Genomic DNA, 23277 nt, shown 5'->3' with positions numbered 1-23277 from the left:
TTGTCTTATGGAAGGCACACTCGACCGGGTTCTTGCTTTGCAGCATTAACCAGACACGAAAGACATTGCCGTGAGCATCGATCTTCGGTAGAATGTATTGCAAATGCAGCGCAAGGAGCCAGAGACATGAAATCTTCTACTATCCCATCGTTAAGAGTCGAGCCGGAGCTTCGTCAGGCGGCTGAGAATGTTTTGCGTGACGGCGAGACCCTATCCAGTTTTATGGAAGAATCCTTGCGGGCAGGGATTCAACACCGAAAGGCCCAGCAGGAATTTATTGCGCGTGGTCTCGTATCGAGAGACGAAGGTCAGCGAACTGGCGAGTATTTTGCTGCTGAAGAAGTTTTTGACGAATTGAATGGAATGCTCACCCAAGCTGAAGAGAATATCGGCAAGTGAGTTACCAGGTTCGTTATACCAAAGCTGCTAAGGAGGATCTTCTCCGTCTCTACGGTTTTTTAGTTGAGCAAGATCTCGCTGCAGCCAGAAAAGCACTTGATGCCATTCGAAAAGGCGTCGAATTTCTCCAAGACTTTCCCTTCACTTGCCGCAAGGCGACACCAGAAGACCCCTTACTTCGAGAAATGATCATCCCATTTGGGGCAAGGGGCTATGTTGCTCTCTTTGAAATTGAGGACCACAAAACGGTCACAATTCTAGCGGTCAGACACCAGCGCGAAGAAGACTTCCACTAAATAGATTACTGGAAGTGGCGAGATTCAGAACATATTCAATTTGGTCGCCTTCCTGGCCAATAAATCAATGTAGATCCCCCTCCAAGAAATCCTTCAGCCCCAAAGCCAACACAGGCCTGAACAGCTTAAAGGTTGCTTTCCACCAATACATAACAGGGAGGATTGACCAGAACTTCACGCGCTCCCCCCCCCTAGCCGGTAAGGTGTGAAACTTGGTCTGCTGTGGCTTCCGATGGCAATAAGAGCTGCTTTTATCGCTCCAACTTCATGGATAAGGCATTGATATGCGCCACCTTGATCAATGCGAAAGGGAACATTTTGCGATTCGTTCAGTTTTTGTAAGACCTCGCTGTGATCACTGACAAACTTCTCTAGTTTCCCTTTTTCGGAGGAGGCAATAACATCACCAGCATACTGACTGATTTTGTCGCCGATATTGGTATCCGGGACATCAGATGAGTGCACCAAATCTAACATCTTGTTGTAAGTGCTATGGCTACCTATAGTGCGTTACTTGACCCAGCCGAAAAATCTGTACCAACTAACACCTTTTTGTAATCGCCAAAAGGTTTATCTTTAACCATCAAAACCGGCCGAACTCCTTTTCCGATAACTCTTTCGATAGTCGTGCCGATGAACATATCTCGCAGCGTGGCTTTGCCATGCATCCCCATAACGATTAGGTCTGCGTCAACATTTTCTGCCTGTCTGATAATTTCAGCATATATCTCACGGCCTCCTGTAACGTCAATGCGGTGTTCAAGGTTTACCAACTTTTCATTGCCGGATAAGTAATTCTTCAGTCTGCTCTCTGCCTCAAGTTTTGGAGTATTGGTCTGATTATTGGCTCGGGAGAATGAATAAACAGGGCATCTATGTAGGATGTGAAGAACTGCAGACAATGAATGATGCAAGATTAATCGCCCTCTCGAAAGCGCGATCGGTTTCAGCCGCAAGATCGGTTGCCAATAAAATGTTATTCATACCGCACTCTTTCGTTTGATGTTCATTCACCTACCTGCTTCAAACGTTTAAACATAAAGCGCAGAATGGATACTGCCTGAAAAGTTCAACCAAAATCTACTGCTTCGCAAATACTGTAATCCCAAACCTCTACCGTCTCGCCGATTTTTACGGTCAATACTTCCCCTTTGCAGCTAACGACCGTCCCTGCCTTTTTGTTTTCAAGATCGCCCTATACTTTCAGGAGGGCTCTTGCAGCATTTCGACAAACTCTTTCAGCCTTGGACTTTTCGTTGCATCTACGAATGTTGGGCGATCAGAGAAAACCCATCCCCCCCCATCCCAACAAACGTCACGACAAACTGGATCAGCCGCTTGCGTCACTACTTCACATGCGCCGACAATTGAATATTGAGGGTGTATCTGGCTAATCACACATTCTTTTCCTTCAATATTGATTTTGTTTCTTAACTCTATTTCAGGGTGATTTTTTTTGCTGATCATTTTCCAGCCTCCCTTCCTGATAATTAGTGATTGTCAGCAACCCATCCCGCGGCAAAAATCTCTCCTGCAGAATTGAATTGAAAGAGCAAGTTGTGTTCATCATAAATAATCAGTTTTCCGTTGAGCAGATCCTCTTTTTTCATGTGGCCTGAAAAGCTGCCTATATTTTTCATCTGCAGAATTCCTCCTTCGGGGAACGTTTCTACTCCATCTATAAATTTTCTAGTTTTAAGTCGTAGGTCGTGTGGCCAATTCTCCATATTACTTCCTGATAAAAAAGTCCTGACAGAATCATCTTATGAAGATAAGTTGTCTACTATCGGTAAGGGGCTATCAATGTAATACCCGTTACAGATCTCATCTAAATAATAAAATGAGCAGATAGCCTTTTCATGCATATCGAGCCCATAAACATCATCCATAAATGTACTGATTTTCGCCCATGGAAGGCTTGTTGACGCACAAAAAACTATGTCTGCTACGATCTTTTTGTCTTTAAATCTCTTGATCATGATCTTGTGTACAGTTTTTGCCAAATCTATTTGCTCGCTATAAAAATTCAAATCAGCACTTTCCACGAATTTGCTGTGTAGAAAGTTTGATTTCATAGACAGGGCCAAACACTCTCCCCTAGAAACTAAACTGTCGGAGAAAAAAGAACCGAAATACGTAATCATTCGATTTATATGTCTGGATATTTCTAAAAGCTTATTTGTATTTCTCATATTTAAATGCCGATATCTGCAACCCCACTTTTGAATTAACGAGCCATTAAATGTTCCTCTACACCAAACAGGTCGGTTTCTTCTAAATCTACGGCTAAAATCTCCCCATGTAAATACCAGCTAACTACCGACAAACTGCCTATGCTATACTGGCAAAAAGGATAAAGAGGAGTCACAATGGAACAACGGGAAGAGTGCTGCCAAAAACTTCACAAGGAATTAGCGCATGCACGCTCGTATATAGCCTTTCTGGAACGACAGCATCAGGAACCTACTGGCACAAAAGAAAGCCTGCTGGAATTCCAACTGCGTGAACGGGTCAAGGAACTTAATTGTCTGTATGGTTTGGCAAGGCTGATTGAGCAGGACAAGCAGGGGCTTGAGTCCATATTACTTGGCACAGTGAAGCTTCTTCCGGGCTCTTGGCAATATCCGGACGTTACTTGCGCAAGAATTAAACTCAATGACAAGGTTTTCCAGTCCGAGAATTTCAAACTAACGCAATGGAAACAAAAGTCAGAAATTTATGTTTTTGGAAAGCAAGAAGGGACGGTTGAAGTCTATTATCTTAAGAAAAAGCCTATGCTCGATGAAGGCCCGTTTCTTAAAGAAGAACGCCTCTTGATCAATGCAGTAAGCGACCACATTGCTAGAGCGATTGAGAAAATAAGCACTCAACAACAACTACAGGTCGAACGTCAAGCACTTCAGGAGGCCAATGCTTCTCTCCACGACTCTTTGACTCAAAGTCAAAAAGAGAAGAGGATGGTTGGTACATCTATTCAGGCGAAAATTGATAAAATAATTACTCCTATCATTTATGCATTACAGGGAGAGATGAACCAACAGCAACTTCAATATTTATGTCTTATAAAGAAAAACCTAAGCAATATTATTTCACCATTCGTAGAAAATCGTCCAAAAGTGGTGTATACGCTTAGTCCTGCCGAACTGCAGGTCAGCAATATGATAAAACACGGTATGTCCTCAAAGGAAATAGCGAACCTACGTGGGACATCACTGTCAACTGTAAATCGACACCGCGAAAGTATTCGCCGTAAATTGGGACTCACGAATCGTAAGGCAAACTTGGTCTCTTATCTCAACAATGTACTGGGGGAATAGAAATGTTAATTTGAGGTGACAACTATCCTGGCACATAGGGCAACCATTTGGAATCTGGTCGAGCCGTTTTTGTCTTACGGATGGCGCTATTCCAGACAGCAATGCCCCACCAAATCAAAACGCCCCGAAATCTTCGAGGCGCTTTGCAGTCATTTATTTTTTGGTAATCATTCCCGCCATGGGAACCTTTTTCGAGCACCCTACTACCGTGATCTCAACCACATCAACATTTAGGTTGATGAGTCTTCCACTAACTGATCAGGCGTTTCAGAGGATATCATAATCTCTTACTCCTTTTCGTTTGAGGTATTTTAAACTTACCACAAAGCCACGACAGAAGAACAGCCCACCCTATTTCCGAATGGGCCGTTTCTGTGTCTGAATAGTAGTAATAAAATGAAGCCCCGGCCATAGCTGAGGCTTCTTCGTTTCTACGTCTAAAATATTGTAACTTTTAGAAACCAATTCAAACCACCAACAGAGCAAACAACAAAAGCCCAGCAGTGCAAAACCAGCTGGGCCTTTTCTTAAAATTATTACTGTTTTAAGCCTACGGCCAGAGCTAACTTCGCTCGCTCCTTTTCTGCAATGCTGCCTTGATTTCATCGACGCAACGATAGGGTATTTTCAAACCGTGAAATCCACTGCCGATCTCAATTCCAGAACCAGGATCACCATGAAAGTCCGAACCACCGGTGACAACCAGATCATGCTCACGCGCCAGTTTGATCAGCCAGTCGGTATCTTCCATATTTGAACCATTGTTGTAGGCTTCGATGCCATCAAGGCCGAGACCGACCAGCTCGACAACCAGGGTTTCCAGCTTGCGCCGTTCGCGGGTGATATAGGGAGGATGGGCCAGCACTGCTAAACCGCCACTGCGCTGAATCAGACCAATCGCCTCATCAACAGGAAAATAGCGTTTAGGCACATTACAGGGGACCAGATAGCGGTTAAAGGCGGCTTCATTATCAGCGACATAACCGGCCTCACGTAGCGCCTGGGCAATATGCGGTCGACCAATGGTCCCACCGGCCAGTTTCATTACCGCATCTGGATCGATCGGCGCACGCCCCTCGTCAGCCAGTTTTTCGTTAACCCGCTCGATAATCTGCCGATTGCGACCAGCACGAAACGCCTGAAACTCCGCCAGTTCGCGATTCAGGTAGGCATCTTGCGGATTAAACCCATAACCGAGCAAGTGCATGTCGGTGTAATCGTACCACTGGGTCGACAGCTCGACCCCACTGAGCACTTCGATCCCCAGCGCGACACCAGCCTGCTGGGCGGCAGCAATGCCATTCACATTGTCGTGATCAGCCAGAGCGATCACCGCCAAATCCGCCGCTGAGGCCATAGCCACCAGCTCTTCTGGAGAACAAAAACCGTCCGAGCAGGTCGAGTGGATATGCAGGTCTACAAGCTTTCTTTCCATCTGCTTATTATTTCCTTTTCTTGACCCGGAAGCCAGACTTTTCCAGCGCACTGGCCAGGTCGGTGTTAACGTTGACCGGAGCAGCCTTAACTGGAGCAGCCTTAACTGGTTTTTTTTGCGCCGCTCGCGCCGGACGCTCGACGTTATTCGCGTCGGCAGATTTCATACTCAAAGCGATCCGCTTGCGTTGTAAATCGACCTCAAGAACCCGTACCTGCACCTGTTGACCAACCTTTACAACCAGATTCGGATCCTTGACAAAACGATCGGCCAGCTGACTAATATGCACCAGCCCATCCTGATGGACACCGATATCGACAAAAGCGCCAAAGGCTGCGACGTTCGTGACCACGCCGTTGAGTCGCATCCCTTCCTTGAGATCTTTCACTTCCATCACATCTTCGCGAAACGCTGCACTGACAAAAGTTTCACGCGGATCACGACCGGGTTTTTTCAATTCGTCGCGAATATCCTGCAAGGTTGGCAAGCCGACATCTTCACTGATGTAGGCTTGCAGATCAATCTTGACCAGCAATGATGGATCGGCGATCAACTGCGCAACGCTGAGTCCAACATCTTTCGCCATCTGCTCAACCAACCGATAACGCTCCGGGTGTACGGCGGTGTTGTCAAGAGGCTGTTCGGCGCCTCTGATGCGCAAAAAGCCAGCCGCCTGTTCAAAGGCCTTTTTGCCGAAGCGTGGCACTTCTAGCAACTTTTTCCGCCGGGCGAAAAGGCCTTGTGCGTCGCGCTGCTGGACAATCAACTTGGCAAGCGACTCGCTAATTCCGGAGACAAAGCTGAGCAACGCCCAGGAAGCGGTATTGAGATCGACACCGACAAAGTTAACGCAGGACTCAACCACCTCGTCGAGAGATTTCTTCAGTGCCGTTTGACTGACATCATGTTGATATTGACCAACACCGATACTTTTTGGATCAACCTTGACCAGCTCAGCCAAGGGATCCTGCAAACGACGAGCGATGGAAATGGCGCCGCGGACGGTCAGATCGAGATCGGGGAATTCTTCGCGGGCGATATCGGAAGCAGAATAGATACTGGCACCAGCCTCGCTGACCATCACCACCTGCAGCTTAATCTCGCTTTCTTTCAAACAAAGCCGGACAAACTGGTCCATCTCACGCCCGGCCGTGCCGTTACCGATAGCGATCATTTCAATATTGTGCGCTTTAACCAGACGCAACAGTTCCTGCTTGGCCGGTTCAATGCGGCCGCCCCCGGTATGCGGATAAATGGTGACATGTTCTAAAAATTGCCCGGTTGGGTCCACCGCAGCCAACTTGGATCCGGTGCGCAAACCGGGATCAATGCCGAGGACCCGGCGACTCCCGGCCGGAGCGGCCAGCAGCAGGTTGCGGAGGTTTTCGGCAAACACGCGGATCGCCTCTTCATCGGCCGCTTTTTTTGCCTGCAGGCGCAACTCGACCTCAATCGAAGGCGCCAGCAAACGATTGTAAGTATCGCTGATCACCGTGAGCAGCCAATCACGAAAACAGCTGCTGCGCGGAATCAACAACTGGGCCAGCCGTGCGAGAATGTCCTCTTCTGGAGCAGCCACCGTTAAACGCAGCACGTCTTCCTTTTCCCCGCGACGCATGGCCAACATCCGGTGCGAGGGAACCTGACGGAGCGGCTCACTAAAATCGTAGTACATCTCAAACTTACTGACGGTCCCCTCTTTGCCCCGTGCCGGCTGCGAATTAAACAGTCCTTGCTGCCAGGTCAGGTCGCGCACCAAACCGCGCGCCTCGGCACTGTCGGAGAACTGTTCCGCGACAACATGCCCGGCGCCAGTCAAAGCCGCTTCGGCATCAGGCACCTCAAGTTCGGCGTTGATGAAGGGCGCTGCCAGTTCTTTCAGATCACCGCTAGTGGCAGCCAACAGCAGCGCAGCCAACGGCTCCAAACCCCGTTCTCGGGCGATGGTTGCCTTGGTCCGACGCTTCGGCTTATAGGGCAGGTAGAGATCTTCAAGTTCGGTCTTCTGCCGACAGACAAGCAACTTGGCACGTAATTCGGCAGTCAGCTTGCCCTGTTCATCGATGGTTTTAAGAATCGTCTTGCGACGATCGTTGAGCTCTTTATGGTATTCGTAACGCTCCTGAATAAGTCGGATCTGCACCTCATCCAACTCACCGGTCGCCTCTTTCCGGTAACGAGCAATAAAGGGAACCGTAGAGCCCTCTTCCAACAATGCGACAGTCTGTACGACCTGTGCCAATTGCAAACCGGTTTCTTCAACCAGCAGCTGTTTAAGTTCGAGTGTTGCAGGTTCAGCCATAGAAGAAGTTTCCTTTAAACGACGAGGATCTGATCAGGCACCAAATCCTCGATTATATGCTATAAGTTTTGGGTGCGCGATGTTAACACGCAGCCTGACGTTTGCAAAGCGAAGGATGCTTGACCATTGACACACCAGCGTGTACACATGAATCAACAGATTATCACTACGAGACGCCGATGCCTCCACGCTTAGAAGTTAAAAATCTGCAGAGCTATTTCTTTACCCGCTCCGGTCTGGTCAAAGCGGTCGATGATGTTTCGTTCACCATCAACCAGGGAGAAACCCTGGCCTTGGTCGGCGAATCAGGCTGCGGTAAATCGATGACTGCGCTTTCGTTACTGCGCCTGCTCCCGGAACCGGGCAGGATCGTCAATGGTGAAATCCGCCTGTCAGGTCACGATCTGCTGATGCTACCCGACCTTGAAATGCGGCGCATCCGTGGCAACGAGATCTCAATGATCTTTCAAGAACCGATGACCTCGCTAAACCCGGTATTACGCATCGGCGAACAGATTGCCGAAGTATTGCGCCTGCACGAAGGACTTAGTGCGCAAGCAGCACTTGCCCAGGCCGGTGAGCTCCTTTCCCTGGTCGGACTTTCCGACCCACAGCAACGTTTGCGTGATTATCCCCATCAGCTCTCCGGCGGACAACGCCAGCGCGTCATGATTGCCATCGCCCTGGCCTGTGACCCCAAGCTATTGATCGCCGACGAACCAACAACGGCCCTTGATGTCACCATTCAGGCGCAGATCATGGACCTGTTGAAAAAGTTAAAAGAGGAACGGCAGATGGCCACCCTGCTGATCAGTCACGATCTGGGAGTCGTCGCCGGCAACGCAGACAAACTGGCCATCATGTATGCCGGGAAGATCGTCGAAAGCGGACCGGTCTCCGCTCTATTCAACAATCCACTGCACCCTTACACGCAGGGACTTCTCAACTGCATCCCCCGACTCGGCCAAAAAGAAGCCCTGCCAACGATTCCCGGACAACTGCCAAATCTGCGCGAACATCATGATGGTTGTTTATTTATCGATCGCTGCGATACCCCTTGCCCGCCCTGCGGACATCAGGCCCCGGAGCTGCTGGAAATCGAGCCGGAACATTGGGTCCGCTGCTGGAGATACTGATGAAGCCACTGCTCGAAGTCTGCAACCTGCATAAAAGTTTCCGCACCAGCGATTCGCTCGGCAAATCAAAGGGTCGCCTAGTTGCCGTAGACGGCGTCTCCTTTACGCTCAACCAAGGGGAAACCCTCGGCCTGGTCGGCGAATCGGGCTGCGGAAAATCGACCACCGGAAAACTGATCATGCAGTTGCTGCAAGCGGATCAAGGACAAGTGCTATTCGACGGGACCGATCTGAGCGACCTTTCGCCTCGACAGATGCGCCCCTTTCGGCGCCAGTTGCAGATGATTTTTCAAGACCCTTACTCTTCGCTCAACCCGCGCATGACGGTGGGCGATATCCTCAGCGAACCGTTTGCCATCCACAAACTGGCCCCGGGTCGACAAATCCGTGATCTGGTGATTCAACTGCTGGACAAAGTCGGCTTGACGGCAGAGCATGAGCAACGCTATCCACACGAGTTTTCTGGTGGGCAACGACAACGGGTCGGCATTGCCCGGGCTCTGGCGGTACAACCGAAGCTGATCATTGCCGACGAACCGGTTTCGGCCCTCGATCTTTCAGTACAGGCGCAGATCCTCAACCTGCTACAGGACATTCAACAGGAAAACAACCTCAGCTATCTGTTTATTGCCCACGATCTGGCCGTTATCGAGCATGTCAGCGACCGGATAGCTGTAATGTATCTGGGCAAAATCGTCGAACTGACAACAGCAGATGAGCTTTACCGCAAGCCACAGCATCCCTATACAGAAGCACTGCTTAACGCTGTACCGATCCCTGACCCGGCACAACCACGCCCAGCACCACTGTCGGGAGAAATCCCCTCACCGATCAACCCACCGAGCGGTTGCTACTTCCACCCCCGTTGCCCTTATGCTGATCAACTCTGCCGACAGACATCGCCACCACTTAACGATTGCGGCAACGGACATCTGGTCGCCTGTCACCACAACGATCAGGTTGGTCGCTATCTCTTAAGAAAAACATCTACTTGACATAATTGTGCCACGAGTGACACAATTCGAAATCATTTCTGCTCGCAGAGGATTTCACCATGTCGACCCCGAAAAGCACCGGACCAATTGCAACCATCAGCGACCGCTGTCGTAAATGCTACTCATGCATGCGCAACTGCCCGACCAAGGCGATTGGCGTTTTTCAGGAATCAACAGAGGTCATCCATCATCGCTGTATCGGCTGCGGCAAATGTATCCAGGTCTGCTCACAGCAAGCGAAGGTCATCGCTGACGCCATCAAAGAAACCGAAGAGCGGCTACGCGGTAAGCAACCGGTTGTCGCCGTACTCGGCTGCTCTTTCCCAGCGTTCTTTTACGACCTGGATCCAGCACAAATGGTCACCGCTTTAAAAAAGCTCGGTTTTGACGAGGTTCTCGAAGGGACCGCCGGAGTCGAACTAATCTCCCCAGAATATCGAGAGATGATCGAACAAAAGCAGGATACACCGCTGATTTCCAGTCACTGCCCAACCGTTGTCGATCTCATTGAACGTCACTATCCGCAGTTATTGAAAAACTTGGTTCCGGTCGTTTCGCCGATGGTAGCCATCGGCCGCTTCATCAAAGCACACCGTGGCGCAGACATTCAAGTTGTCTATATCAGTTCCTGCATAGGGGGGAAATTCGAAATTTCTTCCGATCCGGTCAAAGGCGCGATCGACACGGTACTGACTTACAGCGAATTAAATCGCATGCTAAAAGATCGGAAAATTGATCCACATCGCCTCGGCAAAACTCCGCTGGCCGGCTTACCAACCAGCAGCGGTCGAAGCTTTTCGATTGTCGGTGGCCCTTTTAACAACTTCGGTATCGTGAATAACGGCCTCGACCCAAACTTTGTCACCACCGTCGGTGAGCAAGCCAGCATGGAAGTTATTCACGACCTTGCGGCCGAACGGATTTCACCCCAATATGTCGACGTGCGTTTTTGTAGTGGCGGCTGCATCGGCGGTCCGGGAAGGACCAACCGGCTGACCTCATTTTCCAAGCGCAACCTGATTATCGACTACCTGCATCGGGACATCCCCTATCAGCCCTCGGCACATTACCTGAAAGCCCCGGATGAGCTGCACCTGGATCGACAATTTTCCAACAAAAAACATCAGCTGGAGCGCCCTAACGGCGACGCCATCAAACGCATCCTCAATGAAACCGACAAATTCACAGAACAGGACGAACTCAACTGCGCCAGCTGTGGCTATGCCACCTGCCGCGAACACGCCGTAGCCGTCTACCAAGGCCTGGCAGAGACCCGCATGTGCCTGCCTTTCTCGATGAACCGAATGGAAGAAGACCGAACCAGCCTGGAGCAGAAATATGACCTGGCCCGTCGCGCCCTCGATCAGGAATATGCCGGAACCTCGATAATCGGCAACGACCCTCGCACCCAAGGCGTCTTGCACATGATCAAACAGGTCGGGCCGACCCCAACCTCGGTGTTGATTCGTGGCGAAAGTGGCACCGGCAAAGAGTTGACCGCCCGAGCGATTCACGAAGCCAGCCTGCGGGCCGACAAACCGCTGGTCACCGTTAATTGTACGACACTGACCGATAGCTTGCTGGAAAGTGAACTTTTCGGTCACAAAAAAGGCTCGTTCACGGGCGCGGTCAACGACAAAAAGGGCCTTTTCGAGGCTGCTGATGGCGGGACCATTTTTCTCGACGAAATCGGTGATATTACGCCAAAACTCCAGGCGGAACTATTGCGCGTTCTCGACAGCGGTGAGATCAAACCGGTCGGCAGCAACAAAACCAAAACCGTCGATGTGCGGATTATTGCCGCCACCAACAAACAAATCGAAGAAGGGATCAGCAATGGCTGGTTCCGTGAAGACCTTTTCTATCGCATCAATGTTTTCACCATCACCCTGCCACCGTTGCGCAGTCGCTTGATCTCTCTGCAGCAGCTGGTTGATCACTTCCTCAACCATGCTGCTCGCCGGCTCAATAAAACCATCCACAAAATCGACCATCAAGCCAGGCAAGCGCTGATGTGCTACCACTGGCCGGGCAATATCCGCGAATTGCAGAACATTATCGAGCGCGCCGTTGTACTTTCTCCAGACCAGGTGATCCACTTGGAGCAGCTGCCTGTCATTTTTGCTGAATTATTGCGAAAACAGCAGGGAGAAATGACCGCCGGAGAAACCGGACTACGCCAACAGCGTGACCAGCAAGCCGGTAAAATTGAAGCTGATTTGCTGATCCATTTTTTGCGCGAAGCGGGTGGTAACGTGTCCGCAGCAGCGAGGCTGGCCAGTATCCCCCGCAGGACCTTTTACCGCATGCTTGAGAAACAAAGTATCGACAGCAAAAGTTACCGTGACAAAAGATAGACAGTGTGTCAAACAATGCACAAACCATAACCACCTGTGCCACTCGTGACACACGGTGATTTTACCAGACGACACGGCGATAAGACCAGTTAGCTATCAAAAGGCCACAGCATGTGCCATCCATGGCACAAATATCAACCAGACCTGAACACAAATCCCGCAGAAAGAGCCAACTTAAGCATCTTTCGACCCAGACAAAAATACTGGCACAGCCTTTGCTTTGTCTACGAGTAAATGCATAGGGATTTATCACGTTCCCGCCCGAACGGACAGCAACATCCCTCTTACGTCGTCAAGGACCTCTCTCCCCTTGACGACGTTTTTTTTTGCAGTCGCAATAGGGACAATTTTGCGCTAAACTATGCAAGCTTTAATTTTATGACCCTTTCGTTGGCGCCTCAATGACCCCCAAAGTTCATAAAAAATCTGACAGCAGCCTCGGCCTGAGCACCTTGCAGGACATTAGCGCGCTGATTCTGCAATCTCATGACCTCGACGAAACAATCAGCAACATCGTTGATCTTGTCGCGGTGAGAGCCCACTCTGATGTTTGCTCTCTCTACCTACTGGATGAAGACGGCCTCACCCTGCGTTTGCGCGCAACCCATGGTCTGGACCCAGCTGCTATCGGCACCGTCAGCCTGCAGATCGGCGAAGGCCTCACCGGGCAAGTAGCAAAGGAACAACGTATTCTGGCCCTTGAGGAGCCACAAAACCATCCCCACTACAGATACTTTGCCGAAACCAAGGAAGAACAATTTCACACCTTCGTCGGCATCCCCCTGTTTGATCGCAGTCATTCGATCGGTGTCCTGGTTATCCAGACCCGCAAAGCCTACCAGTTTACAGAAGAAGAGCTTTCCACCCTGACCACCATTGCCTTTCAAGTCGCATCGATTGTGGTCAACGCGCGCCTGCTGGATGCACTCGACGATCAACAGCTCCACCACAAAACTAACGGACCGATACTGCCGCAGCTAGAGCCCATCGAATCGAACGGCCAAGAACAAACCGTTTTACGCGGACAAGTTGCCTACCCTGGTGTCGTTACCGGCCCAGCGAATATCATCGATCAACAGCTCGGCTTTGCCGATATTTTTGACGAGTCGAACGTTGATACCAAAGCGGAGCTGAAAAAGCTCGATGAAGCGCTCCGCAAAACCCGCATCCAAACTCTTTACCTGGAAAAACGGGTAGCCGACCAGTTAACCAAAAAAGACGCGGCCATATTCCACACCCACCTGATGATCCTTGAAGATCGCGGCTTCATCGAGCGCCTGCACGACCTAATCGAAGAAAGCCACAGTGCTCCCTACGCATTAAAAAAAGTTATCGGTGGCTACCTGGATGCATTCGCCAACATGGAAGATGCCTATCTGCGAGAACGCGCCGCGGACATGGAAGATATCGGCCGGCGTCTATTGGCTAACCTGGTCGGTCAGGAGCCTGAAAGCCTGCACCTGCATCATTCCGGCATCTTGGTCGCGAAACGTCTACTCCCCTCCGACATGGCCATTCTCGATCACGACCTTATCCGTGGCATGGTCATCGAGTCAAACGAAGCGAATTCGCATTCAGTCATCATGGCCAAGGCTCTCGGCATCCCAGCGGTAATCGGCGTGCAAGGCGCGGTATCACTGATCGAACCGGATGCCGAACTGATCCTCGACGCCAACGCTGGTTGCGTCTATCTGAACCCCAGCGATTCGATTCTCGACGAGTACTTCCGTCTCGAACATGACCGCCTCCAGGAAAAGGAGCGGCTCGATAAACTCCGCGACATTCCAGCGGCCACTCGAGACAATCAGCGGATTATACTGCGAGCCAATATCGGCCTGCTCAGCGATATCAATATTGCCCGACGCAACGGCGCTGAAGGGGTAGGTCTGTACCGCACGGAATTCCCCTACATGGCCCGCAGCAGCTTCCCCGATCGGGACGATCAGTACAAGCTCTATAAACGAGTCATTGAGGAATTCAATGGTGACCCGGTCACTATCCGCACCCTTGACATCGGAGGCGACAAAGCGCTCCCCTACTTCACACCACCAAAAGAAGATAACCCGTTTATGGGCTGGCGATCGGTCAGGGTCAGCCTCGATAACCGTGAAATTTTCCAGACGCAGATCGAAGCGATTCTGATGGCCGCTGTCCACGGTCCAATCCGACTGCTGTTCCCGATGATCTCCAATATGGAGGAAATCCGCAGCTGCAAGGAAGTGGTCCTGGATGCCATGGAAAACCTTCAACAGCAGCAGATCCCCTACGCTAAGGACGTGCCCCTTGGCGCAATGATTGAAGTTCCTGCCGCCGTGCGGCTGGCCCCGCATTTAGCCAAAGAAGTAGATTTCTTCTCCCTGGGCACCAATGACCTGATTCAGTATCTCCTCGCTGCGGACCGTGGCAACCCACTGGTACAAAGCTATTACGATCCGCTCCATCCAGCAGTCCTGCTATCGCTCGAATCTTTGGCCAAAGTCACCCGCGAGCAAAATATCGACCTGTGCCTGTGCGGAGAAATGGCCACCGACCCGGTCAATCTACTGGCCCTGATCGGGATAGGCTTCCGTCAATTTTCCCTCTCAGCACCCTACATTCCCAGGCTGAAGGAATTCATCGGCCTGATCGACACCACAGAGGCAGAAGCCCTGGCCCACAAAATCCTGGAATTGGCAGATAGCAAATCAATCCGCGCGCTGCTCGTGGAAAAGATCAACAGATTTACCATCAACTAGTACCTTGTACCCCCTAAATCGTCGCACCTTGCTTGTTATTTGACGCGCCACCTGTGTTGTGACTTTAGTTGCATAGCGGTGCTATGCGCCCTTAGTCACGCCTTATTGGCACGCCAAACCCCTTCGCAATCTTGCGACACTTTAAGAGTTACAAGGCACTAGCCCTTCCCTCAGACAGGAGCGGAATAAAAAAAGCCGGACCATTTCGGCCCGGCGGAATTAACGGCGTATAAAAAATTTCGCTATTCGAAGATCAACAGCAAATCACCTTGATCGATCTGATCACCTTCACCAAAAACAATTTCCCTAACAACCCCGGCCTTCTTGGCCTTGATGTTGGTCTCCATCTTCATTGCTTCGGTCACCATCAGAACATCGCCCTCTTTAACTTTATCTCCAGCATCAACCAACTGCTTGAAAATCTTACCCGGCATCGGCGCACCGACTTCTTTGCCATTATCCGGGTCGGCTTTGACATGACTCGACTCATCTGCTTCGACAGAATCGTCCTTGACCGTTGCACTGCGCGGCTCACCGTTGAGCTCGAAATAAATATTTCGCGTCCCATCTTCTCGTACCCGACCAACGGCATTAAGCTTTACGATCAGAGTTTTACCCGGTTCGATTTCGATAACCACTTCATCGCCGACATCCAGACCATAGAAAAACACCGGAGTCGGCAAAAATGAGGTGTCGCTGTATTCTTGCCGGAAACGGTCAAACTCTTCATAAACACCGGGGTACAAAACCGCAGAGAGCACATCCTCGTCGCGAACCTTATGATCAAGCTTCTTCTCCAGCTCATCCCTCTTCAGCACAAAGTCGACCGGCTCAAGCAATTCACCGGGACGGCAGGTAAGCGGCTGCTCGCCTTTAAGGATAATTTTCTGCAGTTTCTCGGGGAACCCGCCATAGGGCTGGCCGATCATCCCTTTAAAGAAATCGACAACCCCTTGCGGGAAGGCCAGATCCTGACCACGCTCGTAGACATCTTCGGGCTCAAGATTATTTTGAATCATAAACATCGCCATGTCACCAACGATTTTCGATGAGGGGGTAACCTTTACCAGATCACCGAACATGTCATTAACCTTGCGGTACATCTCCTTACACTCTTCCCAACGATGCCCCAGCCCCAAGCCCTCGACCTGCGGCTTGTAGTTGGAATACTGACCACCGGGAATCTCATGATGATAGACCTGAGCGGTACCACTGCGCAGTTCGGACTCAAACGGCGCGTAGTAAGTCCGGCAGGTTTCCCAGTAATTGGCCAGCTTCTGCAATCCCACCATATCCAACTTCGGATCCCAGATAGTTCTTTCCAAGGTGGCCAAAAGGGCATTCATGTTCGGTTGAGCAGTCAAACCGGAAACAGACGAGAGAGCCGCGTCAACAACATCGCAGCCGGCCTGAGCTGCCATCATCAGCGTAGAGACTCCGTTACTTGAAGTATCGTGGGTGTGCAAGTGAATTGGCAGCCCGATTTCGCTTTTCAGTGCCTTCACCAGTTTCTCTGCAGCAAACGGCTTGAGTAACCCAGCCATATCCTTGATGGCGAGAACATCTGCGCCCATAATCTCGAGCTCTTTGGCCATATTGACATAATACTCAAGCGGATATTTATCGCGCTTCGGATCGAGAATGTCGCCGGTATAACATATCGACGCTTCACAGATGGCTCCACTCTTTTGTACCGCCTCCATCGCGACCTTCATGCCAGTGGTCCAGTTCAGCGAATCAAACACCCGGAAAACATCGATGCCACGTTCAGCAGCCTTGGCGACAAACTCCTGCACCACGTTGTCGGGATAGTTGGTGTAACCGACAGCGTTGGAGCCACGCAACAACATCTGGAAAAGAATATTCGGGATTTTCTCCCGCAAACGCTCCAAACGCTCCCATGGATCTTCGCGCAGAAAACGCATCGACACATCATAGGTTGCCCCACCCCACATCTCCAGCGACCAAAGACCCCCCCCCAGATGTGCGGTTGCCTCGGCAATACGATCCAGGTCATAAGTCCTGAAACGGGTTGCCATCAGCGACTGGTGAGCATCGCGCATGGTCGTATCGGTCACCAACAGATGCTTCTGCTTGCGGGTCCACTCAGCTAACCCCTTGGCACCCTTTTCTCGCAGAATGTCGCGGCTACCACGCGGGTGAGCCTGACCATAAGGAATTTCCGGGACATCGGCTTCACGCAGATCTTTGTAATGCAAAGCTTTTTCCGGTGAAATCCCAGGATAACCATTAACAGTGGTATGGCCGATAAAATTGAGGATTTTATTGGCCCGGTCCTTTTTCACCTTCAGATCAAAAACTTCTGGATGCTTCTCGAGGAAAGACGTATCACAGGTCCCCTTAAGGAAAACCGGATGGGTCATCACTTTTTCCAAAAAACCAATATTGGTTTTAACGCCACGAATACGGAATTCCTGCAAAGCTCGGTGCATGGTACGGGCCGCGCACTCAAAACTTAGGCCCCAGGTCGAGACCTTTACCAGCAAAGAATCATAATGCGGAGTGATGTAGGCACCGGCATAACCGGCCGCTGCATCAAGACGGACACCGAAGCCGGCGGCAGTTCGATACGCTTTTATAGTGCCAAAATCCGGGGCGAAATTATTGCCCGGATCTTCGGTGGTAATCCGGGACTGAATAGCAAAACCACGCAGCTCGATATCTTTTTGTGATTTAATTCCGATCTCTGGATCAGCTAACTTATACCCTTCGGCGATACGGATTTGCGCCTGCACCAGGTTGCGCATGGTGACCAGCTCTGTGACCGTGTGCTCGACCTGAATCCGTGGATTAACCTCAATAAAGTAGAAGTCCCCCTTCTTATCCATCAAAAACTCGACCGTTCCTGCATTGCGATAATTAACCGCATTGGCGATTTTCAACGCATAGCCGCAGAGCTCTTCACGTTTTTTCTTGGTCAGATAGAGTGACGGGGCGATCTCGATAACCTTCTGATGGCGCCGCTGAATCGAGCAATCACGCTCATAGAAGTGCACCAGATTTCCATGGGTATCACCAAGGATCTGCACCTCGACGTGTTTCGGATTCTCGACATACTTCTCCAGAAAGATCGTGGAGTCACCGAAAGCGGCCTGCGCCTCAGAAGCAGCGCTACGGATCCCCTCGAGGAGCTCCTTTTGGTTGTGCGCTACGCGCATACCACGGCCACCACCACCGGCACTCGCTTTGGCGATAATCGGATAGCCACATTCCTTGGCAAAGATCAGAGCCTCTTCATCGGTTTGGATTGGACTTTCCGTTCCTGGAACAATCGGCACACCCGCATCAAGCGCGACCTGACGACCGGAAACCTTATCTCCGAGACGGCGCTGTATTTCCGGGGTCGGCCCAATAAAAGTAATCCCAGCCCGCTCACAGGCCTCGGCGAAATCAGCATTTTCCGACAGAAAGCCATATCCTGGGTGGATAGCATCGACATCTTTTTTGCGCGCCAGGTCGATAATTTCATCGATCGACAAGTATGCATCGATCGGCCCCTTCCCTTTACCGATCTGATAGGCTTCATCTGCCTTATAGCGGTGCAAGGACAAACGATCTTCTTCGGAATAAATAGCTACGGTTGAGATGCCCAATTCAGTACAGGCACGAAAAATTCGGATGGCAATTTCTCCACGATTAGCCGCCATGATTTTTCTAAATTTCTTTACACCCATAGTTTATTCCTCCAAGAAAATGATTTATTGATTCAAAAAAATGAAATATTTCGAGATAACTAAAAAATATTCACTAAAACTTTTTTCCTGTATTTTCGACTGGTTATAATTATAACACAGGGATATGAAAACAGAACCGATGGTTCAATGTCAAGCTAGAATAGCGTTTTACTACGTACAGATCTTGTACTTAATTCCAGCAATAAAGGCACAACAACCAGGGAAATGATGTGATATCGGATAATTACACGAAAAAGATTTATTACTACATATGTACCAGGAAGGGTAAAAAAAATGGCTCTATAAAATTAAATTGTTTAAGCCTGAACGCTGAGACGGGCAAAACCTGAAGAAATATTATTGCTCGATGGCTGTGGGTCTAATTGAGGCGAAACCGATGAAGCTGCATCCTCTTCCGTCTCTCCATCTGCGGCAGAGGAAGCTTCCGGGTCGACTTCTTTTAATTCTTCGGACTGTTTTTGAGCCAATTCCACACGCGCCTCAGCGGCCATCGACTGCGCCCGCTGTGCCACCTTCATATCCTGAGCAGAAGGTTCTGCAGGAGCCAAAGCTGCGGCACGAACCTGCTGCGCTTTTTGTATAGTCGCCTGCGGATCACCAGCTATCGGCGAAATATCGATACTGACTTCGCCACCAACAGCATAGGACTGGCCATCAGGGCCTCGCTCTAAGGAATACGAAGGACCACCGGCATAAGAGCCACCCGTTGAAGCGTGAGCGGCTTCATGGGCTCGCACTTCGCGATCACGAACCTGTAACTGACGAATTTCTTCTGCCTCCTGACTCAGTTCAAAGGAATCACGCTTGCGACCGTCAGCACCAACCTCTTCTTGGCCAGGCACGTTCCGCACCTGTCCAGCGCTAGCGACCTTCTCCTCGTGCTCACTGTTCGGCGTTACAGTGGCAGACTGCTCCGTTCGCCCCTGGAACTGGTTTGCCGCAAAAGAAGCTGCTTGTGAATTAATACCATCGAGCATAAAAAACCTCTATATAGAGTTCGTCTTTTTCAATATCTCACAAAACCAACATTAAGGTCAACAAATCTCATCCACAGCAACCAACCTATTAAAACTTGTGACAACTTTCTGCACATGCTAAATTACGTCAATGAAATGACGCTCCATCCCCGGAGGCTACCGATGTCGCAAAACATACAAATCCTGTTGATTGATGACGAACAGGAAAGCTGCAAAGCCCTTTCACTTCTCCTTACCCGTGCTGGCTATCGCGTTACGACCTGCCATTCCGGGGAAAGCGCTTTAACACTGCTGAAGAAACAATCATTCGAGCTGATTATCAGTGACCTTTTCCTCCCCGGTGTCAGCGGTATTGACATCCTCAAACAGGTTAAAGAGAATTTCCCGCAAACCTGTTTCATCCTGATCACCGGCAACGCTTCGGCAGAAACAGCTGTTGAAGCAATGAAAGAAGGAGCCTTCGACTACATCACCAAGCCCTTCAATTTTGAAAAACTTAAACTTCAAGTCGCCAAAGCCCTGGAAAAAAGTCAACTCGTCAGCGAAAATAAATATCTACGACAACAGTTACACAGAAGATATAAGTTCGACAAGATCATCGGCACCAGTCAAAGCATGCAACAGGTTTTCGCCCGCATGGAGAAGGTCGTCAACACCGACTCGACCATTTTGATTCTCGGCGCGTCCGGGACCGGCAAAGAACTGGTCGCCAAAGCAATCCACTTTAACAGCCAACGCAAAGACAAGCCGTTTATCGCCATCAACTGTGGCGCTATCCCTGCGGACCTTCTCGAATCAGAACTTTTTGGACACACCAAAGGATCGTTCACCGGTGCCATTGCCGACCAGCCAGGCAAGTTCGAAGCAGCCAATGGCGGGACAATTTTTCTCGATGAGATCGGCAACATGCCACTGCAACTGCAGATGAAATTGCTCCGGGTCCTGCAGGAACATGAATTTGAGCGGGTCGGCTCGAGCCGTAAAATCAGCTTGGATGTCCGGCTGGTCTCTGCCACCAACGCCGACTTGACCGAACAGGTCAAAGCCGGCCATTTCCGTGAAGACCTCTACTATCGCTTAAACGTCATCCCTATTGTCCTGCCGTCACTTAAAGACCGGCGCGGCGACATCACCCTGTTAGCAAAATTTTTTCTCGGAAAAATCTGCAAAGAGATGAACCGCCCTCTCATGTCACTTGATCAGGATGCGCTGCATGACATTGAAGCCTATGACTGGCCAGGCAACGTGCGCGAGATGGAAAACATCATCGAGCGGACCGTTGCCCTAACCGACGGCGGCAGTATCACCCGCAACGACCTTCCCCCCGATATCAGCAACTCCAGCAGTGAAGCGCACTCTACTGCACCGCAAGTTACCAGCGAGGGGGTCGACCTTAACCGGGTGATTGCTGACATCGAAAGACAGATGATTCATCAGGCACTGGATTTAGGAAATGGCATTAAGGCCCGTGCCGCCAATCTGCTCAGCATCAACCGAACGACACTGGTAGAAAAAATCAAACGTCTCGACATCGAACTCTAAGAGCAGATGGACACAAAAAAGGCCGGCTCCATTACGGAACCGGCCTTTATAATTTTTTCGGACAACCTCTGCCCGTTTTTTTACGATGTTAACAAGAGCGCCGCAGAAAGAGCTCTCTAAGTTCTACTTTTTCTTTTCCATCTTCTTACGATCATTGGCGTCGAGATATCTCTTACGCAGGCGGATCGACTTCGGCGTCACCTCGACCAGCTCGTCATCAGCGATATACTCCAACGCTTGCTCCAGCGACAGAGCGGTCACCGTGGTCAGACGCGTCGACTCATCAGTACCAGAGGAACGCACGTTGGTCAGTTGTTTACCGCGACAGGCATTGACAACCAGGTCGCCCTCTTTGGCAGCCTGACCGATGATCATCCCCTCGTAAACATCGACCCCGGCGTCGACAAAGAGGAATCCGCGGTCCTGCAATTTGAACAATGAGTAGCCAACCGTCACGCCAGAATCCATAGAGATAATGACACCAGTCTTCCGGCCGACAATCGCACCCTTGTAGGGTCCGTACTCGTGAAAGGTGTGGTTCATCACCCCGGTACCGCGGGTTTCGGTCATAAATTCGGTGCGAAAACCGATCAAGCCACGGGCCGGAACGATAAATTCAATCCGATTGGTGCCATCCATCGGCTGCATCGCCACCATTTCGGCTTTACGGGTGCCGAGTCTTTCGATGACTGAACCCTGATATTCTTCCGGCACGTCGATGGTCAAATACTCCATCGGTTCGCAGCGCTGGCCATCAATTTCACGATAAATAACCTCCGGCTTGGAAACCGACATCTCGAAACCTTCGCGACGCATGTTCTCGATCAGGATCGACAGGTGCAATTCACCACGGCCAGAAACCTTGAATGTATCAGTACTTTCGGTATCTGCAACCCGCAACGAAACATTGGTCCGCAACTCAGCGGTCAAACGGTCACGAATGTTCCGCGAAGTGACAAACTTACCTTCGAGGCCAGCAAAAGGTGAGTTACTGACCATGAAGTTCATCGACAGGGTCGGCTCATCAATCGCGACATAAGGCAGAGCAATTGGAGTTTCTGCGCAGGCCAGGGTTTCACCGATGCCCAAATCTTCAAAACCGGCGATAGAAATGATGTCTCCAGCCGTCGCTTCTTCAACTTCAACTTGCTGCAGACCTTGGTAACCAAGCAGTTTGGAGATGCGACTTTTTTTAATATTGCCATCCTTATCAATCCAGGCGATGGTTTCGCCCGATTTGACCCGGCCGTTAAAAATCTTACCAGTGGCGATCCGGCCGATAAACTTGTTATAGGCGATATTGGTGACCAACAACTGGAACGGGGCATTAACATCAACCTGGGGAGGATCGACCCGGTCACGAATCACGTCGAATAGTGGCTCGAGATTACTAGACTCGTCCCCCAACTCATGCATGGCGTAACCATTTTTAGCACTCGCATAAACAATCGGAAAATCAAGTTGATCTTCGTTGGCGTTCAGCTCGCAGAACAGATCGAAGACCATATCGACCACCGCCTCTGGACGGCAACCGGGACGGTCAATTTTATTGATAACGACGATCGGCTTGAGCCCCAAGTCAAGTGACTTTTTCAGCACAAAACGGGTCTGCGGCATCGGACCATCGAAGGCATCGACCAGCAGCAGGACCGAATCGACCATTTTCAAGACGCGCTCAACCTCGCCACCAAAATCGGCATGACCTGGAGTATCGACGATATTAATCTTCAGACCGCCATGCTGAACCGAAAGATTCTTCGACAGGATGGTGATCCCGCGCTCTTTCTCCAGATCGTTGCTATCCATCACCCGTTCGGTAATGGCTTGATTTTCACGAAAAACCCCGGATTGAACCAGCATGGCATCAACCAAAGTGGTTTTGCCGTGGTCAACGTGGGCGATAATAGCGATATTGCGAATCATTTCCGACATCAGTTAAACCCTTTAAATAGCGTTATTTTCTTAAAAGACGGGAGATTATGTCAGAAAGGCGTAGGTGTGCCAAGCAAATAAGGCTGTTCAGACAAAAATAACGCCTCCGCAACAAAAAATGCCGCGAAGGCGTCAGTA

At 50.3% G+C, this 23277-nt stretch carries 17 protein-coding genes; 8 read left to right on the top strand and 9 right to left on the bottom strand.

The window, feature by feature from the left end; all coding sequences use genetic code 11:
* Positions 1 to 126: 126 nt before the first annotated feature.
* Together ACZ5PT_RS12755 and ACZ5PT_RS12750 are read left to right on the top strand one after the other, a co-directional pair.
* Positions 127 to 399, top strand: a complete 273-nt coding sequence (locus tag ACZ5PT_RS12755; RefSeq protein WP_464263416.1) for a YlcI/YnfO family protein — start codon at positions 127 to 129, stop codon at positions 397 to 399.
* Positions 396 to 695, top strand: coding sequence for a type II toxin-antitoxin system RelE/ParE family toxin (locus ACZ5PT_RS12750; protein WP_464263415.1), 300 nt, complete (start codon positions 396 to 398; stop codon positions 693 to 695). The genes ACZ5PT_RS12755 and ACZ5PT_RS12750 overlap by 4 nt, the downstream gene beginning before the upstream one ends.
* Positions 696 to 869: 174 nt before the next feature.
* Here ACZ5PT_RS12750 and ACZ5PT_RS12745 read toward each other — a convergent pair whose 3' ends face one another.
* The 4 genes from ACZ5PT_RS12745 to ACZ5PT_RS12730 all read right to left on the bottom strand — a co-directional run bounded on the left by ACZ5PT_RS12745 (position 870) and on the right by ACZ5PT_RS12730 (position 2422).
* Entirely contained in the window at positions 870 to 1172 is a 303-nt protein-coding gene (locus ACZ5PT_RS12745) for a hypothetical protein (protein ID WP_464263414.1), read from the bottom strand.
* Between the two features lie 23 nt (positions 1173 to 1195).
* Positions 1196 to 1609 (bottom strand): universal stress protein, encoded by a 414-nt coding sequence (locus ACZ5PT_RS12740; protein ID WP_464263413.1) that lies wholly within the window; start codon positions 1607 to 1609, stop codon positions 1196 to 1198.
* Between the two features lie 289 nt (positions 1610 to 1898).
* On the bottom strand, positions 1899 to 2162 hold the full coding sequence (locus tag ACZ5PT_RS12735) for a hypothetical protein (RefSeq protein ID WP_464263412.1): 264 nt from the start codon (positions 2160 to 2162) through the stop codon (positions 1899 to 1901).
* Between the two features lie 23 nt (positions 2163 to 2185).
* Positions 2186 to 2422 (bottom strand): hypothetical protein, encoded by a 237-nt coding sequence (locus ACZ5PT_RS12730; RefSeq protein ID WP_464263411.1) that lies wholly within the window; start codon positions 2420 to 2422, stop codon positions 2186 to 2188.
* Between the two features lie 642 nt (positions 2423 to 3064).
* On the opposite strand from ACZ5PT_RS12730, the gene ACZ5PT_RS12725 reads away from it, so the two are divergent.
* Positions 3065 to 4012: a helix-turn-helix transcriptional regulator gene (locus ACZ5PT_RS12725; RefSeq protein ID WP_464263410.1), complete on the top strand. Its 948-nt coding sequence runs from the start codon at positions 3065 to 3067 to the stop codon at positions 4010 to 4012.
* A 562-nt stretch (positions 4013 to 4574) separates the two neighbouring features.
* On the opposite strand, the gene ACZ5PT_RS12720 is transcribed toward ACZ5PT_RS12725, so the two are convergent.
* Together ACZ5PT_RS12720 and ACZ5PT_RS12715 are read right to left on the bottom strand one after the other, a co-directional pair.
* Entirely contained in the window at positions 4575 to 5447 is an 873-nt protein-coding gene (locus ACZ5PT_RS12720) for a PHP domain-containing protein (RefSeq protein WP_464263409.1), read from the bottom strand.
* A 7-nt stretch (positions 5448 to 5454) separates the two neighbouring features.
* Positions 5455 to 7749, bottom strand: a complete 2295-nt coding sequence (locus ACZ5PT_RS12715; protein ID WP_464263408.1) for a Tex family protein — start codon at positions 7747 to 7749, stop codon at positions 5455 to 5457.
* Positions 7750 to 7928: 179 nt separating this feature from the next.
* Between ACZ5PT_RS12715 and ACZ5PT_RS12710 the strand changes: the two genes are divergently transcribed.
* The 4 genes from ACZ5PT_RS12710 to ptsP all read left to right on the top strand — a co-directional run bounded on the left by ACZ5PT_RS12710 (position 7929) and on the right by ptsP (position 14972).
* Positions 7929 to 8885: an ABC transporter ATP-binding protein gene (locus ACZ5PT_RS12710; protein WP_464263407.1), complete on the top strand. Its 957-nt coding sequence runs from the start codon at positions 7929 to 7931 to the stop codon at positions 8883 to 8885.
* Positions 8885 to 9880 carry an ABC transporter ATP-binding protein gene (locus ACZ5PT_RS12705; protein ID WP_464263406.1) on the top strand — a complete coding sequence of 332 codons (996 nt, stop codon included), beginning with the start codon at positions 8885 to 8887 and terminating at the stop codon, positions 9878 to 9880. The genes ACZ5PT_RS12710 and ACZ5PT_RS12705 overlap by 1 nt, the downstream gene beginning before the upstream one ends.
* Positions 9881 to 9939: 59 nt before the next feature.
* Positions 9940 to 12237, top strand: a complete 2298-nt coding sequence (locus tag ACZ5PT_RS12700) for a sigma 54-interacting transcriptional regulator (protein WP_464263405.1) — start codon at positions 9940 to 9942, stop codon at positions 12235 to 12237.
* A gap of 401 nt (positions 12238 to 12638) precedes the next feature.
* Positions 12639 to 14972 carry a phosphoenolpyruvate--protein phosphotransferase gene (gene ptsP / locus ACZ5PT_RS12695; RefSeq protein WP_464263404.1) on the top strand — a complete coding sequence of 778 codons (2334 nt, stop codon included), beginning with the start codon at positions 12639 to 12641 and terminating at the stop codon, positions 14970 to 14972.
* 242 nt (positions 14973 to 15214) lie between these two features.
* On the opposite strand, the gene ACZ5PT_RS12690 is transcribed toward ptsP, so the two are convergent.
* A complete protein-coding gene (locus ACZ5PT_RS12690) occupies positions 15215 to 18667 on the bottom strand; it encodes a pyruvate carboxylase (protein ID WP_464263403.1) in 3453 nt (1150 codons plus the stop codon).
* Between the two features lie 317 nt (positions 18668 to 18984).
* A complete protein-coding gene (locus tag ACZ5PT_RS12685) occupies positions 18985 to 19665 on the bottom strand; it encodes a putative metalloprotease CJM1_0395 family protein (RefSeq protein ID WP_464263402.1) in 681 nt (226 codons plus the stop codon).
* A 162-nt stretch (positions 19666 to 19827) separates the two neighbouring features.
* Between ACZ5PT_RS12685 and ACZ5PT_RS12680 the strand changes: the two genes are divergently transcribed.
* Complete coding sequence (locus ACZ5PT_RS12680) at positions 19828 to 21207, top strand: sigma-54-dependent transcriptional regulator (RefSeq protein ID WP_464263401.1); 1380 nt, start codon at positions 19828 to 19830, stop codon at positions 21205 to 21207.
* Positions 21208 to 21330: 123 nt separating this feature from the next.
* On the opposite strand, the gene typA is transcribed toward ACZ5PT_RS12680, so the two are convergent.
* Positions 21331 to 23139: a translational GTPase TypA gene (gene typA, locus ACZ5PT_RS12675; protein ID WP_464263400.1), complete on the bottom strand. Its 1809-nt coding sequence runs from the start codon at positions 23137 to 23139 to the stop codon at positions 21331 to 21333.
* Between the last annotated feature and the right edge of the window lie 138 nt (positions 23140 to 23277).

The organism is Desulfuromusa ferrireducens (assembly GCF_055389805.1).
The sequence above is the reverse complement of the archived record's forward strand: the minus strand, read 5'-3'. Positions and strand labels throughout refer to the sequence as shown.

Coding starts and splice junctions, on each gene's coding strand:
- ptsP (WP_464263404.1), top strand. CDS start 12,639: ATGACCCCCAAAGTTCATAAAAAATCTGACAGCAGCCTCGGCCTGAGC.
- ACZ5PT_RS12730 (WP_464263411.1), bottom strand. CDS start 2,422: ATGGAGAATTGGCCACACGACCTACGACTTAAAACTAGAAAATTTATA.
- ACZ5PT_RS12745 (WP_464263414.1), bottom strand. CDS start 1,172: ATGTTAGATTTGGTGCACTCATCTGATGTCCCGGATACCAATATCGGC.
- ACZ5PT_RS12705 (WP_464263406.1), top strand. CDS start 8,885: ATGAAGCCACTGCTCGAAGTCTGCAACCTGCATAAAAGTTTCCGCACC.
- ACZ5PT_RS12725 (WP_464263410.1), top strand. CDS start 3,065: ATGGAACAACGGGAAGAGTGCTGCCAAAAACTTCACAAGGAATTAGCG.
- ACZ5PT_RS12700 (WP_464263405.1), top strand. CDS start 9,940: ATGTCGACCCCGAAAAGCACCGGACCAATTGCAACCATCAGCGACCGC.
- ACZ5PT_RS12735 (WP_464263412.1), bottom strand. CDS start 2,162: ATGATCAGCAAAAAAAATCACCCTGAAATAGAGTTAAGAAACAAAATC.
- typA (WP_464263400.1), bottom strand. CDS start 23,139: ATGTCGGAAATGATTCGCAATATCGCTATTATCGCCCACGTTGACCAC.
- ACZ5PT_RS12710 (WP_464263407.1), top strand. CDS start 7,929: ATGCCTCCACGCTTAGAAGTTAAAAATCTGCAGAGCTATTTCTTTACC.
- ACZ5PT_RS12680 (WP_464263401.1), top strand. CDS start 19,828: ATGTCGCAAAACATACAAATCCTGTTGATTGATGACGAACAGGAAAGC.
- ACZ5PT_RS12685 (WP_464263402.1), bottom strand. CDS start 19,665: ATGCTCGATGGTATTAATTCACAAGCAGCTTCTTTTGCGGCAAACCAG.
- ACZ5PT_RS12715 (WP_464263408.1), bottom strand. CDS start 7,749: ATGGCTGAACCTGCAACACTCGAACTTAAACAGCTGCTGGTTGAAGAA.
- ACZ5PT_RS12755 (WP_464263416.1), top strand. CDS start 127: ATGAAATCTTCTACTATCCCATCGTTAAGAGTCGAGCCGGAGCTTCGT.
- ACZ5PT_RS12690 (WP_464263403.1), bottom strand. CDS start 18,667: ATGGGTGTAAAGAAATTTAGAAAAATCATGGCGGCTAATCGTGGAGAA.
- ACZ5PT_RS12720 (WP_464263409.1), bottom strand. CDS start 5,447: ATGGAAAGAAAGCTTGTAGACCTGCATATCCACTCGACCTGCTCGGAC.